Consider the following 15476-nt stretch of genomic DNA (forward strand, 5'->3'; position numbering starts at 1 on the left):
AGCATGCGTACACGAAGCAGCTGCTGAATGACGTGCCGAAGCTGAACGAAACCTGGTCATTGAACTAAAACCTCACCAAAATTCTACCCTACTTCTCTTTCCTGAAAACCCTGGCCATTTCGGCCAGGGTTTTTTCTTCGCCAAAATTCATATCGCACCCCTTTTTCCCATAGGGTGTACGGAGTACCCTTTAAAGGAGAGAAGTATGAACTGGTTTGATATCATACTCCAAGAAATTCACCGCCTGCTGTGGGGACCAGGCATGATGATTCTGCTTCTGGCGGTGGGACTTCTCTACACCATGCGCACCAGATTTTTTCAGTTCCGCGCTTTCGCCTCTCTGAAAGTATTATTTCAAAAAACGGCCGGAGATTCCAGAGGTATCCCTCCCACCCATGCCCTGGCCACCGCCCTGGCAGGAACGCTGGGAACCGGCAACCTGGTCGGTGTGGCAACGGCCATGATCGCCGGGGGGCCGGGCGCCATCTTTTGGATGTGGATCTCCGCTCTCATTGGCATGATTATTAAATATGCGGAGATTGTGCTGGCCGTGCGGTTCCGGCAGAGAAACAGCCAGGGTGAATGGTGCGGCGGACCCATGTACACCATTGAGAACGGCCTTGGCAAGCGGTGGCGCTGGCTGGCACAGCTTTTTGCCCTCTCCGCCATTCTGGCTTCCTTTGGCATCGGCAATATGACCCAGGTCAATGCGGCTTCCACCAATCTGGAAAGCGCTCTTGGGATCCCTGCCTGGATTTTTGGCATCGGGATCGCCATATTTACGGCTGTTGTCATCGTGGGCGGCATCCGGCGCATTGGAAAGCTCACCGCCAAAGTGGTGCCCTTTATGGCAGGTCTTTATATTGTAGGGGCATTGCTCATTCTGCTGCGCTTTCATGACCAGATACCCGGCGCCTTCCGGCTCATTCTTTCCTCTGCTTTTCAGCCTCCCAGTGCGCTGGGCGGTGCGGCAGGATACACGGTGCTGATGGCCATGCGCTACGGACTTGCCCGGGGTATTTCCTCCAATGAAGCCGGCATGGGTTCCGCGCCCATTGCGCATGCCGCTACGGAGGTCAAGGACCCTGTACAGCAGGGGCTTCTCGGCATCGTGGAAGTATTTGTAGATACTCTGCTCATGTGCACGCTGACGGCGCTGGCCCTTCTCGTTACCGGTGTATGGCAGCAGGATTTTACAGGCGCCTCCATGACAGCCGGCGCTTTTGCCGCCGCCTTTGGACCGGGCCTTGGCGATTCGATTGTGACGGTGATCATTGTCTTTCTGGCTCTATCCACCCTTATCAGTTGGTCCTATTATGGGGAACGGTGCACCGAATATCTGCTGGGACATCGGGCCATTCCCCTCTATCGGATTCTCTTTATTGGCTGCATCCTGCTGGGTTCCGTACTCAGTTTGCAGCGTATCTGGCTGCTTGCGGATATCTTCAACAGCCTAATGATTCTGCCCAATGTGGTGGCTCTTTGGGCGCTTTCCTCCAAGGTGGTGGATCTCACCCGATCCTGGACGGCCGGACGCAGAAAGCGCACCTAGACTTCTCCCCCGCTCATGTAGCGCACCCCAGAAATTACCCAAAAAAAAGGAGCCCTTGTTCGGCTCCTTATATCTCAATGGATTTGACCCTTTTATTGTCCTTTAAGATATTCAATAAATCTGCGGTATTGTAGGCCTCCGGCAGCTTCACATAGAACTCCACGTCAATCTCGCCGCCGCTGATCTTTTCCGCTTTAACATTGATCACCTGGATACTATGCTTCACAAATTCATTCTGCACATAGGAGATCACTTCCCCATCGTCATCCATACGGACGGCAATGAGTTCCGCAACGGGGATCTTCAGCCAGTGCAGGTTTCTATGGAGCAAAAACTGGAGTACGATGATCATGCCCATGGAGGCGATACCGATGAAGTAGAGCCCTGCGCCAATGGCCATGCCCACACCCACCGTCGCCCATACGCCGGCAGCCGTAGTAAGACCGCTCACCGCCTGCTTGCGGATAAAGATCGTACCCGCGCCCACAAAGCCCACGCCGGTCACAATGCCGGCGGCCACACGGGAGGGGTCCAAACCCACGCCTTCAAGCTGCAGCACATCATTGAATCCATATTTGGAAATGATCATCATGAGGCAGGATGCAAGGGCTACGATGACATGGGTGCGGATACCCGCCTCCTTGAGACGGTTCTTGCGTTCGTAGCCTATGAAAGCCCCGCAGACGGACGCCACCGCCAGTCTCAGCAGAAAGTCGAGTTGCATCCAAATCCCGTCCATAGTGCTCACCTTCCAGACAATATTGTATCTGCAATTATATTCCATCTGCCTACCCGATGTCAAGATATACAACAAAATCTCATTAAAAAGCCCGGCCTTTGGCCGGGCTTCAGCATCACAGCGCTTATTTCTCGTACGCATCCAAGGAATATAGTTTCTTCGACTCTGCGCCGGGATCCTCCATCACCTTGATCAGCGCCCTCGCCGTATCCATGGCGGTGATACAGGGTACGTTATATTCGATGGCCGTACGGCGGAGTGCAAACCCAGCGCTGCCCGGCACGCCCAAGGTTTTGGTATTGATAATGAGCCGGAAGGTATCCTTTTGAACGGCATCCAGCACATCTTCTTCAGCGATCAGTTCCGCTTCTATCCCATCCTTCGCAAGGTAGGCGTGGGTTCCCGGGGTGGCCACCAGTTCAAAACCGAGTTTCACCAGCCGGCTGGCCAGGGATTCACTGTGGGCCTTTTCCCGGTCGGAGATGGAGAAAAGCACCTTGCCGCTCTCCGGAATCTTGAGGCCCGAAGCCTTGAGCGCCTTGTAAAGAGCACTGCTGAGATCCTTCGCTACGCCCAGTACCTCACCCGTGGATTTCATTTCCGGCCCGAGGTCGGTGTCCACATCGGAGAGTTTGGCGAAGGAAAACACCGGGGCCTTCACTGCATAGAACTCCCCGGCGGGCACGAGCCCCGTGGAATAGCCAAGGTCCGCGAGCTTCTTGCCCATGATGGCCTGGGTGGCTACCTGCACCATGGGAACGCCAGTCACCTTGCTCAAGATGGGAACGGTCCGGCTGGCTCTGGGATTGACCTCGATCACATAGACGTTCTCCTCCGTGTCCAGCACGAACTGAACATTGAACAGCCCCACCACGCCGATGGCCTTCGCCATGCGGACCGAATAGTCCACAATGGTATCCACCGCTTCAGCGCTGAGATGAACGGAGGGGTAGATAGCAATGGAGTCTCCGGAATGAATGCCGCTTCGTTCCACATGCTCCATAATACCGGGGATCACCACCGTATCCCCGTCGCAGATTCCGTCCACTTCCACCTCTCGGCCCAGGATATAGCGGTCGATCAGGATAGGCGACTCGCTGGAAAACTCCACCGCCTGGGTCACATAGCTGATGAGCTCCTCATCGCTGTAGACCACCTCCATACCCCGGCCGCCCAGTACGTACGAGGGCCTGACCAGCACTGGATAGCCGATTTTTTTGGCGACTGCCAGCGCCCCTTCCACGGTGAAAGCCGTGCCGCCCGGCGGCAGCGGTATCCCCAGGTTTTTCAGCAGTTCCAGGAAGCGCTCCCGATCCTCCGCCAGATCAATGCTGTCCACCGGAGTTCCCAGGATCTTAACTCCGGCTTTTTCCAGCTTGGACGCCAGATTGATGGCCGTTTGACCGCCAAACTGTACGATAGCCCCTTCAGGGCTTTCCCGGTGGTATACGTCCAGCACACATTCCGTCGTAAGCGGCTCGAAATAGAGCTTGTCGGAGATATCAAAGTCCGTACTGATGGTCTCAGGATTGTTGTTTACGATGACTGTCTCATAGCCCAGCTTCCTGAGGGCCTTCACCGAATGCACGCTGCAGTAATCGAATTCAATGCCCTGACCGATCCTGATGGGACCGGAGCCCACCACCATCACCCGATTGTAGACCGGCTCTTCATTGATCTTCTCATGATCATCATAGGCGGAATAGTAGTACGGCGTGGTCGCCTCATATTCACCCGCACAGGTATCCACGCTTTTATAGGAGGGCGTGCGGTGGCCGCCGATTTCCTCCACCTTCTCCAGGGACAGCCCCGCAAGGTTGGCGATGTAGCCGTCGCCGAATCCTGCGGCTTTTGCGGCAAGATACAGCTTCTCATCGAGGGCTTCCCCCGCGGCCTGCACCCGATCCACCATCCCCGTGATCCTTTGCAGCTTGCGCAGGAAGAAGGGATCGATGCGGGTAAGATTTTGGATCTCCTCCAGGGACATGCCCTTTTGAAAGGCCTTGCAGATGGCAAAAAGCCGCTGGTCGTTGGGCTCCTCCAAAAAGGCACGCAGCTCCTCCACCGGCACATTTTCAAAAAGATCCATGCCCAGCTGGTAGTTGAATTTGATATCGAGAGAATCGACAGCCTTGAGCAGAGATTCCTCAAAAGTGCGTCCCATGGCCATCACTTCGCCGGTGGCCTTCATCTGCGTACCCAGGGACCGGTCCGCCTTGGTGAACTTATCAAAGGGCCAGCGGGGCACCTTGGTGACCACGTAATCGATGGTCGGCTCGAAGAATGCCCGGATGTGGGGCGTCACCGAATTTTGAATTTCGTCCAGGCGCAGGCCCAGTGCAATCTTCGCGGCCATGCGGGCGATTGGATAGCCCGTGGCCTTGGATGCCAGGGCCGAAGAACGGCTCACCCGGGGATTGACTTCAATAATGTAGTACTGCTGGCTCCGGGTATCCAGAGCATACTGAATGTTGCAGCCCCCCTCAATCCCCAGGGCCCTTATAATCTTAAAGGATGCCGAGCGGAGCATCTGATATTCCTCTGCGGTCAGGGTCTGGCAGGGCGCCACCACGATGGAATCCCCGGTGTGTACGCCTACGGGATCGAAGTTCTCCATGCTGCAGACGATGATGCAGTTGTCCGCACCGTCCCGCATGACCTCAAATTCGATTTCTTTGAAGCCAGCCATGCTCTGCTCCAGAAGAACCTGCCCGATCATGGACATTTTGAGGCCCTTGCCGCAGGTGTAGTGGAGCTCCTCCATACTGTGTACGGCGCCGCCCCCGGTACCGCCCAAGGTATAAGCGGGACGGACGATGATGGGAAAGCCCACCTTCTCCGCAAAGGCCTCCGCCTCTTCCAGGGAAGTAACGATGGTGCTCTCCGGCACGGGCTCGCCAATTTCCAGCATGGTGTTTTTAAAAAGCTCCCGGTCCTCCGCCTTCTCGATGGATTCCAGAGAGGTCCCCAGTAGCCGCACACCCATTTTATTGAGATAATCGTCCTTGGCCAGCTCCACCGCCATGTTGAGCCCCGTCTGTCCGCCCAGGGAAGCCAGCAAGCCGTCGGGCTTTTCCGTCTCAATGATACGCTTCACCGTGTCCACATCGATGGGCTCGATGTAGACTTTATCTGCCGTTTCCCGGTCCGTCATGATGGTGGCGGGATTGGAGTTGATGAGCACCACACGAATGCCTTCCTCCCGCAGCGCTTTGCAGGCCTGGGTTCCGGAATAATCGAACTCCGCCGCCTGCCCGATGATGATGGGGCCGGACCCAATGACCAGCACCTTATGAATATCCTGAATCTTTGGCATATGCTCCTCCTTTAGTCCTCCAGAGAACGGACAAAGGCCTTATAGATGCCGTCCGTATCCGAATGATTGTCCACTGTTTCGGGGTAGAACTGAACGCCGGTCATGGAAAGCTCGGGCTGGGCAAAGCCCTCCAGCGTTTGATCATTAAGATTGACATAGGTCGTCTCCACGCTCTTCACATCCTCAAACTCCAGAACGTAGTTATGATTCTGGCTGGTGGTGATCAGTTTTCCCGTTTTGAGACAGCGTACGGGATGATTGACCCCGTGGTGTCCAAAGATCATCTGCCGGGTCTCGCCGCCAAGCACAAGGCCCATCAGCTGATAGCCAAGCCCCACGCCCAGCATGGGTTTTTTACCCATCCAGGTCTCGATGATCCCCCGAACGCCTTCCACCCTTTCCGGGTCCCCGGGGCCGCTGGAAATCAGAATGCCATCGGGATTCAAATCGGCAAGTCCTTTTTTTGCATCCTCCCGGCCAAAGCCATATACGTCACAGCCAAGGTCATGGAGTGCTTTTATCATGCTGCGTTTGGCTCCGAGATCCACCACTGCCACCTTTTTGCCGTGCCCCTCCAAGCGGTAAGGCTTGGGCGTTACATCCCGGACAAGGTCGCCCTGCCGGCGTTTATACCGCTCCAAATGCTTAAATAAAACGTCCTTATCCAACACAGTGGATAGGACGCCTATCATGCTGCCATATTCACGAATATGTAATGCCACGGCCCGCGTATCCAAACCCTGAATGCCCGATACGCCCCGCTTTGACAAATACTCATCGGTGTCCATCACCGAATTGTTCCAATGACTGGGATAATCACAGAGCTCCTTGACCACCAATCCCTTGGCCCACATACCGTCCGATTCGTCTCGATCGGGGGAAAAACCGGTGTTTCCCATGAGCGGATAGGTCATCACCACAATCTCACCATGACAGGCCGGATCAGTCAAAATTTCCTGATACCCCACCATCGCCGTGTTGAAGACCACCTCGCCAAAGACTTCCTGTTCAAGACCCATGGATTCGCCCCGAAACAGGGTGCCGTCCTCCAGCATCAACGCCGCTTGCTTCTTTGCCATATACCCACCTTCCTTTTCGCCATCGATATGAACCTATAAAAAAGACGCTCTATCCTGTGGATAAAACGCCCTTTGTCCACACCCTTTGATCTATTATAGGAACCTAAGGCTCATCTGTCAACAGTGTGCGGCAAAAAATATTTGATTTTTTATGCAGTTTATTCAGCGGCTTGGCTATATTACTGCATTTTTATTCTCTAATGGTTTATACATACGCATAAGCGGCGGTCAGGGCATCCTTCTGAAGATGAACGCGCTGCCCCGTCCTCGCTGATTCCAGACAGGCGGTGACCACATGGATCGCCATCAGACCATCCTCTCCGCTGACCAACGGCTTTCGTCCCTGCATAATGCTCTCCACAAATTCATCGATAACCCCGGAGGATACCTGGTGGTCGTTGCTGGATCCCTCCTCAAAGGTCATGACATCCGTGCCGCCCTCCCGATATTGAAGGGTGAGCCGGTCGCAGCCCTTGCCATCGATGATGAGTTTTCCCTTCGTGCAGTACACCACGCTGTCCTTCTCCTCGTCGCCATAATTGGTCCAGCTGGCCGTGACCGTACCCGCCGCACCATTTTCAAAGTTCAGGATACACATGGCATTGTCATCCACCTCAATGCGGCTGCCGTCGGAATTGCATTTGTTGAGGGCACCAGCAAAGGCCTGGACATATTCCACTTCGGAACCCACCAGCCAGCGGATGATGTCAATCTTGTGTACACCAAGATCAGCCAGCACGCCGCCTAAAGCCTTGCCGTCCTTCTTAAAGAACCAGGGGCTGCCACTCTTATCGATACTCCAAAATTCCGGACCGCCATGGCTGAAGGTGCTGTGAAAGCTGATAACTTCGCCCAATTCTCCGGACGCCAAAATTTCCTTGGCCTTCAAGTGGGCGGGAAAGAAGCGCTGATTGTGACCGATCATCAACGTTTTTCCCGTCTGCCGGGCAACATTGATCATTTCCTGGCATTCCTGCAGGTTGTTGGCCATGGGCTTCTCGCAAAGCACATGCTTGCCGGCCCAAAGCGCCTGAATGGTGGCGGAAGCATGGATTTTGTTGGCGCCGCAGATGCTCACCGCATCGATTTTGGGGTCCTCCAGCATCTGCTGATAGGAGGCATACGCCTTTCCCCCAAAGGTATCCACCATATATTGGCAGCGTTCTTCAACGGGATCAAAGTATCCCAAGATTTCAACGTTCGGATTTGCCTTATATTCCGGAGCGTGACGTCTTTGCGCAATAGCTCCACATCCTAAAATACCCACATGGATCATTCCAAAACCCTCCTTTTATAGTACAGAAACGGTTTTTCTTACACCAACGTTTTTATCAGTTCTTACATGTAAATTATGCCCAATAAAACAGAAAGTTTATTAAATTTTTATGAAACGTTTTTCTTTCCCCCATTATACTGCCCCTTACAGGCAAAGTCAATATGGCGAATGTAAAAAAAACGTAATTTACATGATTTTCGAAAATAAAAACGTTTTTCCGTGTCGTTGACTTTTGGTAGGCCAGCCATTATACTTAGTTCAATGAAATTTATAGAAGGAGTTCTTGCATGGCCAAAGTAACGATCAAGGATGTGGCGAAGCAAGCTCATGTGGCGGTCAGCACAGTATCCTATGTACTCAATAACTCCAAGAGCGTTAAGCCGGAAACCCGCGAACGGATTTTAAAAGTTATTGAAGAGACGGGATATTTTCCAAATCACGTTGCACGTAGTTTGAAAACCAAAAAGACCCAGACCATGGGCGTTATCGTCCCAGACATCGGCAACATATTCTTTGTAGAAATCATCGAAGGCATCGAAGCCTATCTATCCCAAAGGGGATACAGCGTCATTCTTTGCAACACCAATGAAAATCAGGAGAAGGAGCGGAATTATTTGTCCGTTCTGCTGAATAAGGATATTGATGGCCTTATTTTTTTAGCGACCAGTAAAAATCCCGAGATTCCGCAGAACACCACCATTCCCGTGGTGATCGTGGATCGAAAATTCAGCGGAAACTATTCCAGCGTTTTGGTGGACAATGTCTTGGGCGGCCAGATTGCCACCGAGCATCTGATTGAGCGCAACCATGAGAATGTGGCGCTGCTCACCGGCCCCCTGACCATCAGCCCCTATTTCGATCGAATGATGGGCTACCGCCAGGCGTTGGAGAAACACGGTTTCGAATATCTTCCTTTTTTGGTGGAGCAGTGCGGTACGGCCACCTATGACGGAGGCTATCAGGGCCTTCATCGTCTGCTGGACCGGTTATCCGAACCGCCCAAATCCATCTTCGCTGCCAATGATATGATGGCGCTGGGTGCCATGCGGGCTTTGTTCGAACGGGGCGTTTCCATTCCGAAGCAGACAGCTATCGTGGGCTATGACGATATTCCCACGGCTTCCATCATGACGCCGGCCCTCACCACCATCCGTCAGCCCAAATTTGAGATGGGACAGAAGGCCGCCGAGATGCTCTTTAATGAGCTCCAAAACTCCGCCGATTCCCAAAGTTATCTTTTCCAGCCCAGCTTGATCGTTAGAGAAACAGGCTGATCATTCCAAAATAGGAGGAGATTTCATGGCAGTTGTTCAATTCCCGAGAACCATGGTGGGCGGCGTATCCATGCCGCGCATGATTGCCGGCAGCAATTGGATGCTGGGGTACAGCCATACCGGCCCCGCCGCCGACAATTACATCACCAAGATCAACCGCAATCGTGAGGCGATTGCCGATATCGTTGAGGCCTTCCTCGAATACGGCGTGGACGCTTTCATGGGCCCTCTGACCGCCAATCCCATGATGGTGGAGGGCGCCAAGATGGCGGAGGACCGTACCGGCAAAAAGGTGATTCTGGTGGATACTCCCATCCTCAATATGGACGACAACGACGCCGCACGCAGGGAGTCCGAGGCCATCATCCGCACCTCCAGAAAAATGGGCAGCACCTTCTGTCTCATTCATCATGAATCTGCGGAACAACTGGTCAACAAGAACAAGCACACCCTGGATCGCCTGCCCGACTATCTCAAGATGATTCGGGACAACGGCATGATTCCCGGGCTTTCCGCCCATATGCCGGAACTCATTGTCTACTCCGACGAACAGGGCTATGACGTGGAAACCTACATTCAGATCTACAACTGCGCCGGCTTTTTGATGCAGGTGGAAGTGGAATATATCCATAAGGTGATTCACAATGCAAAAAAGCCCGTCATGACCATCAAACCGATGGCTGCGGGCCGTGTCAGTCCCTTCGTGGGGCTCACCTTCTCCTACGCCACTTTGCGGGAATGCGACATGGTGACGGTGGGCTGCATGACCCCCGAGGAGGCGAAGGAGGATATCGAATTCTCACTGGCCGCCCTTGAGCGGCGTATGCCGAGGATCAAGGGGCGCAACAGCCCTGCAAAATCCTCCATTATGGTGGAATAGAAATACCAAAAAGGACGTATGCCGAATCGGCATACGTCTTTTTTCATCCTTTGTTCATCTTCTCGAACAGAGAGAGCAACTCTTCGATCTTGTCCTCGTCCCCCTGCTTCAGTCCTTCCCGCACGCAGCTTTGCATGTGCGCCCGAATGATCTCCTTGTTAACCTTGCGAAGGATGGATTCGGTGGCCAGAATCTGATTGGAGATATCCACGCAATAGCGGTCCTCCTCCATCATCTTGAGAATTCCGTCCATCTGGCCTCTCGCCGTCTTCAGCAGACGAACCATGGCCGTCTTATCGGCTTTCATCGAAGGCTCACCACGTCGTAGCCGGCGTCGGTCACCGCCTGGATCAGCTTTTCATCCTCCACCGGCTGGGCCAGCGTGATAGTGGCCGTCTTGGCTTCCAGGTCCACCTTGGCCGTCACGCCATCCAGTTCATTCAGGGCTTTCTCCACCCGCGCAGAGCAGTGCATGCAGCTCATACCTTCCACAATCATTGTCTTTGTCATATCTCCATCTCCTTTATGTTCGAGTTTGCAGACAGCGGTCTGCTCCTCTTGATACCTGGGTTTGAAAAACCGAAGCCGCAGGGCATTGGTCACCACACATACGGAACTGAGACTCATGGCCGCCGCGCCAAACATGGGGTTCAGCTTGATATTCAGCCATGTGAAGAATACGCCTGCTGCCAGAGGGATTCCAATGGAATTGTATAAAAGGGCCCAGAAGAGATTCTGTTTGATGTTCCGGAGTACGGCCTTGGACAGCTGCATGGCGCCGGCTACATCCATAAGATCGCTCTTGACCAGTACAATATCCGCCGATTCGATGGCCACATCGGTACCCGCGCCGATGGCAATTCCCACGTCCGCCCGAGCAAGCGCCGGCGCATCGTTGACGCCGTCGCCCACCATGGCCACTTTTCTGCCTTCCGCCTGCAGATCCCGAACCACTCTCTCCTTGTCCTGGGGCAGCACACCGGAAATGACCCGGCCGATATGAACTTCCTGGCCGATGGCGGCCGCCGTACGCTCATTATCGCCGGTAAGCATGACCACCGTCTTGCCCAACCGCTCCAATTCGGATACGGCATGGGCACTGGATGTTTTCACCGTGTCCGCTACCGCCACAATACCTATGGCCTCCGCTCCGGCAAAATAAAGGGGGGTCTTGCCTGCCTCCGCCAGCTTCTCGCCCAGTTTTGCCAGTTCACCCAATCTTACCCCGCGCTCGTTCATCATGCGGAGGTTGCCCGCAAAATACTGTCTGCCCTCCACCGTTCCTTCAACGCCCATGCCGGACACGCTCTTAAAATCCCTGGCCGGAGCGTAAGGAATGCCTCGGCTTTCCGCAGCCTCCACCACAGCGCTGGCCAGCGGATGCTCGGAGGGCTTTTCCAAGGCCGCTGCCAGAGCAAGCAGTTCCGTTTCATCGTGGCTCGATGCCGGCATCACATCGGTAACCCGGGGCTTGCCCTCAGTAATGGTGCCCGTCTTATCAAGAACGACCGTATCCACCGCTTGAAGCGTCTCCAGCGCTTCAGCGGATTTGATCAGGATGCCATTCTCCGCACCCTTGCCCGTACCCACCATGATAGCGGTGGGCGTGGCCAGTCCCAAAGCGCAGGGGCAGGATACTACCAGCACCGCAATGCCAATGGACATGGAAAATTCAAAGGACCGCCCCAGCAGCAGCCAGACCGCCGCCGAAACCAGAGCGATAGCGATTACCACCGGCACAAACACGCCGCTCACTTTATCCGCCAGCTTGGCGATAGGCGCTTTGGAGGCGCTCGCCTCCTCCACCAGCCGAACAATCTGGGCCAGTGCCGTGTCCTCGCCCACCTTGGTTGCCCGGAATTGAAAATAGCCCGATCCGTTGATGGTTCCGCCGGTAACCCGATCCCCCGCTCCCTTTTCCACGGGGAGGCTCTCCCCCGTCAGCGAGGATTCGTCCACCGCGCTTTGACCCTCCAAAATTTCACCGTCCACGGGGATTCTCTCCCCCGGCCGCACCGCCACCACATCGCCTACGGACACCTCTTCTACAGGGATTTCATGCTCCTCGCCTTCCCGGACCACCCATGCGGTCTTGGGAGCGAGAGCCACCAGTTTGGTGATGGCATCGGAGGTCTTCCCCTTGGAACGGCTCTCCAGAAACTTTCCGAGCGTGATCAGTGCCAAAATCATGGCCGAGGTTTCGAAGTAAAGATCCATGGAATACTGATGGACCATTGTCATATCGCCATGACCCAGACCCCATCCAATCTTGTAGATGGAAAAGATGCCATAGATAATGGCGGCCGACGACCCAATGGCGATGAGAGAATCCATATTGGGGGATCTCTTCACCAGGGATTTAAAGCCGTTGATGAAATATTTCCGATTCACCAGAACCACCGGCAGACAAAGAAGAAACTGGGTAAAAGCGAAGATGAGCGCATTTTCCATGCCAAGGAAAATCGCGGGCAACGGCCAGCCCATCATGTGTCCCATTGCCAGATAGAACAGCGGAATCATGAAAGCAAAAGAAACGATCAGCCGCTTTTTAACGGACATTTCACGGCCCTCAGCGGCGGGGGCGGCGGTCTTGTTCGCCTTTTGAACAGGCGAAGCATCATAGCCCCCGTCCCGTACGGCCTTCACGATGGCATTGACGTCGATGCCATCGTAATCCACCACCATGCTGTTTGTGAGCAGATTGACTTCTACGCCGGCGACGCCTTCGAACTTCCGCACCGCCTTTTCCACATGTGCCGAACAGGCGGAGCAGGTCATGCCCATCACATCAAATTTAGTCTTCATCGATTCACCTCCCCACCCCCGTGGGGGTGTCTAAGGTAATCATCCAACATCTTCGCCTATTTGTCAATCACTTTTAAGCATACTCATTCCACCCCGCGGTAGGCGTGGCCCAGAGTGGAACCCACATAGCTGTGCTGAACCGGTTTCCCTGCCAGCAGGCGCAGATAATCCTCCACCCAGCCTCGCACCGTATCCGAGCTTTCCCCGAGGGCTATCAATCTTAAAGCTGAAACCTGGGGCAGTCTTCCTCGAGCCGCTAAGGCCAGAGGTACGCTGTTATAGAGGGTCGTCTGGCAACGGGTGATCCGCGTGCTCACCCAGGGAAAGGCATATCCCCTCCGATCCCGCAGAAACCGAAGGGGACGGCCGCAGTTATGACAGCTTTTAGGGGACAAGGCTTTTGCCGGGCAGTGAGCCAGATTCATCACTGGAATGTGTCCATGAACGACGGCTTCACAACGGTCTTCCCAACCCCGGCCTGCCGCCTCCAGCTGGGCCAGGGTCAGTTCGTTGGACAAGGTCACCCGTTCCAGTCCCAGTTTCAAAAGTTCCCGCAGTGAACCGCCATGGGTCACGTTGAGCCAGCTGTCGCCCACCACCTTCCAGCCCGTCCGGAGGCTACCGTGAACTGCTCCCAAATTGGGCGCAAGAATGCCGTCCGCCGTTCCCCGAAGCGTCTCCAATTTACGGAAAACCGCCTCATAGTCGCTTTCCAACAGCAGCGTGGGCACGGAAACATAAATCTTCTTTTTCCCGGCCTTTTCCCGGAGTCTTTCCCCTTCCGATCGGAGGTCGGCCGTCCAATCCCTGGGTGTCCAGTAAACTCCAGCCAGCGGCTGGTCCAACAACCGTTCCAGGATCTCTTTATCCCCTTGGAGCCAAAGCTCCGGCCGAACCGATTTGGCCGCCTCAGGCTTGTCCTGATCCCCCTTTAAGGGCTCAAAGAAGCTCCAGCGCGGCAATTTTTGGTGGAGCCATTCCCGCTCCATGGCGGCAACGGCCCGTCTGCGCAGATCGTTCAGCTGGGACACCGGCATAAAGCTATCGTCCAGTTCCACATGACAGAAGGCGGGTTTCAGGAAGCTGTCCCCCATGCGCATCTGCCGAAGCACATCCTCCTCCTGCAAGGGCCGCTTAGCCGCCCTTTGCACCTCCTCCGTTCCCTCCACGGCCAGCGTAATATCCCCCGCCGTCAGGGTCATACGGGGCAGCCGTCCAGGCAGCAGCGTCAGCTCCATCGACACCGGCACCCTGCGCCGGTCTTCCGCCAGTTTTTCTCCCACGGCCCGAAGCTGCGCAGCATCCGTGGTGCGGTAAACCTCGTCTCCCGCAAGAACCCCGCCTGGAGCCTCCAGCTGAATCAGCCCCTTCGATGAGGCCAGACGCTGAATCTCCATGCCGCAGTCACCACCGTGGCCGCGAAATTCCACGCCGTCCCCAACAACCAAATGGACTCCAGGCTCCGGTTCCACGAAAGCCTGTCTCCCGTTCACCTTCACCACCCGGCCTACCCGAATGCCGCCGTGATTGGGCCGGTCCTGGCCCATGAGCTCCCGGTCCCGGACGCCAAAGAAATATCCTTCCGAGAAACCGCCCCGGTGGAAAATTTTCTTCAGGGCCAGAAGATCCTCCGGAGTGGCTTCGTAATGTCCCAGTTCTCCAATTGCGTCCAAAGCCCTGCGGTAGGTCTCGATCACCACGGCCACATATTCCGGCCGCTTCATCCGTCCCTCCACTTTCAGGCTTTTCACGCCGCAGCTCACAATGTCCGCTAAGAAGGGCACAGTGCACTGATCCTTGGGACTGAGCAGGTATCCCCGACCCATCTCCCGCTCCCCCTCCTCCAGCCAGGTGTAGGGCAGACGGCAGGGCTGGGCGCAGCGGCCGCGGTTGCCGCTTCTGCCGCCGATCATGCTGCTCATCAGGCAGGCCCCGCTGAGAGAAACGCACATGGCCCCATGGACGAAAACCTCCACTTCCATGGCTGTGGATTGCACAATCTTCCGGATATCCTGCAGGGACACCTCCCGGCCCAGAACCACCCTCTTGAATCCCCATTCCTCCAGCTGTGCTGCGCCCTCCAGATTATGCACCGACATCTGGGTGCTGCCATGAAGGGGCGCGTCGGGATAGCGCGTCCGGATCTCGGCCGCAAGACCTACATCCTGCACAATGAGACCATCGGCGCCCGCCCTCCAGAGCTGTTCCACCAGCGCCATCGCCTGCTCCATCTCCTGGGGCAGGATCAGTGTGTTCACCGTAACCAACACCTTGGTTCCGCGGGCATGGCAGTAATCCACGGCCCTTGGCAGGCCCTCCTCATCAAAGTTGGATGCCGACGCCCTGGCATTAAAACCCTGCGCACCCAGGTAAACCGCATCCGCACCGCTCTGCACCGCCGCCGTCATAGCATCCCAGCTCCCTGCCGGTGCCAACAATTCCGGTAATCTCATAGCCGCCTCCTTATTCCTGCCCTTTCATTATAGGCTCCCCGGATCAAAAACGCAAAAATACCCATAAAAATTGCGCCACCGGATAAATCCGAATGGCGCAAT

At 55.3% G+C, this 15476-nt stretch carries 10 protein-coding genes; 3 read left to right on the top strand and 7 right to left on the bottom strand.

The window, feature by feature from the left end; translation table 11 throughout:
• The first annotated feature begins 205 nt into the window (after positions 1 to 205).
• Complete coding sequence (locus tag H8696_RS06040) at positions 206 to 1552, top strand: alanine/glycine:cation symporter family protein (protein WP_249315995.1); 1347 nt, start codon at positions 206 to 208, stop codon at positions 1550 to 1552.
• A 67-nt stretch (positions 1553 to 1619) separates the two neighbouring features.
• On the opposite strand, the gene H8696_RS06045 is transcribed toward H8696_RS06040, so the two are convergent.
• From H8696_RS06045 to H8696_RS06060, 4 genes are all read right to left on the bottom strand, one after another.
• The gene (locus H8696_RS06045) at positions 1620 to 2276 is read right to left on the bottom strand and encodes an MgtC/SapB family protein (RefSeq protein ID WP_249315996.1); all 657 of its coding nucleotides are present in this window, start codon (positions 2274 to 2276) and stop codon (positions 1620 to 1622) included.
• Positions 2277 to 2415: 139 nt separating this feature from the next.
• On the bottom strand, positions 2416 to 5607 hold the full coding sequence (carB, locus tag H8696_RS06050; protein WP_249315997.1) for a carbamoyl-phosphate synthase large subunit: 3192 nt from the start codon (positions 5605 to 5607) through the stop codon (positions 2416 to 2418).
• A gap of 11 nt (positions 5608 to 5618) precedes the next feature.
• Complete coding sequence (gene carA / locus H8696_RS06055) at positions 5619 to 6686, bottom strand: glutamine-hydrolyzing carbamoyl-phosphate synthase small subunit (protein ID WP_249315998.1); 1068 nt, start codon at positions 6684 to 6686, stop codon at positions 5619 to 5621.
• Positions 6687 to 6891: 205 nt separating this feature from the next.
• A complete protein-coding gene (locus H8696_RS06060; protein ID WP_249315999.1) occupies positions 6892 to 7962 on the bottom strand; it encodes a Gfo/Idh/MocA family protein in 1071 nt (356 codons plus the stop codon).
• 287 nt (positions 7963 to 8249) lie between these two features.
• Between H8696_RS06060 and H8696_RS06065 the strand changes: the two genes are divergently transcribed.
• The gene (locus H8696_RS06065; protein WP_249316000.1) at positions 8250 to 9236 is read left to right on the top strand and encodes a LacI family DNA-binding transcriptional regulator; all 987 of its coding nucleotides are present in this window, start codon (positions 8250 to 8252) and stop codon (positions 9234 to 9236) included.
• A gap of 25 nt (positions 9237 to 9261) precedes the next feature.
• Entirely contained in the window at positions 9262 to 10116 is an 855-nt protein-coding gene (locus H8696_RS06070) for a hypothetical protein (RefSeq protein ID WP_249316001.1), read from the top strand.
• 43 nt (positions 10117 to 10159) lie between these two features.
• Here the strand turns inward: H8696_RS06070 and H8696_RS06075 are convergent, their stop codons facing one another.
• The 3 genes from H8696_RS06075 to H8696_RS06085 form a co-directional block, all read right to left on the bottom strand.
• Positions 10160 to 10423: a metal-sensing transcriptional repressor gene (locus tag H8696_RS06075; RefSeq protein ID WP_249316002.1), complete on the bottom strand. Its 264-nt coding sequence runs from the start codon at positions 10421 to 10423 to the stop codon at positions 10160 to 10162.
• Positions 10420 to 12921 carry a heavy metal translocating P-type ATPase gene (locus H8696_RS06080; RefSeq protein ID WP_249316003.1) on the bottom strand — a complete coding sequence of 834 codons (2502 nt, stop codon included), beginning with the start codon at positions 12919 to 12921 and terminating at the stop codon, positions 10420 to 10422. Before H8696_RS06080 ends, H8696_RS06075 begins: the two co-directional genes overlap by 4 nt.
• An 83-nt stretch (positions 12922 to 13004) precedes the next feature.
• Entirely contained in the window at positions 13005 to 15374 is a 2370-nt protein-coding gene (locus H8696_RS06085; RefSeq protein WP_249316004.1) for a U32 family peptidase, read from the bottom strand.
• Between the last annotated feature and the right edge of the window lie 102 nt (positions 15375 to 15476).

Origin of the sequence: Gehongia tenuis, assembly GCF_014384795.1 — a bacterium.
GTDB classification, from domain to species: domain Bacteria; phylum Bacillota; class Clostridia; order Christensenellales; family NSJ-53; genus Gehongia; species Gehongia tenuis.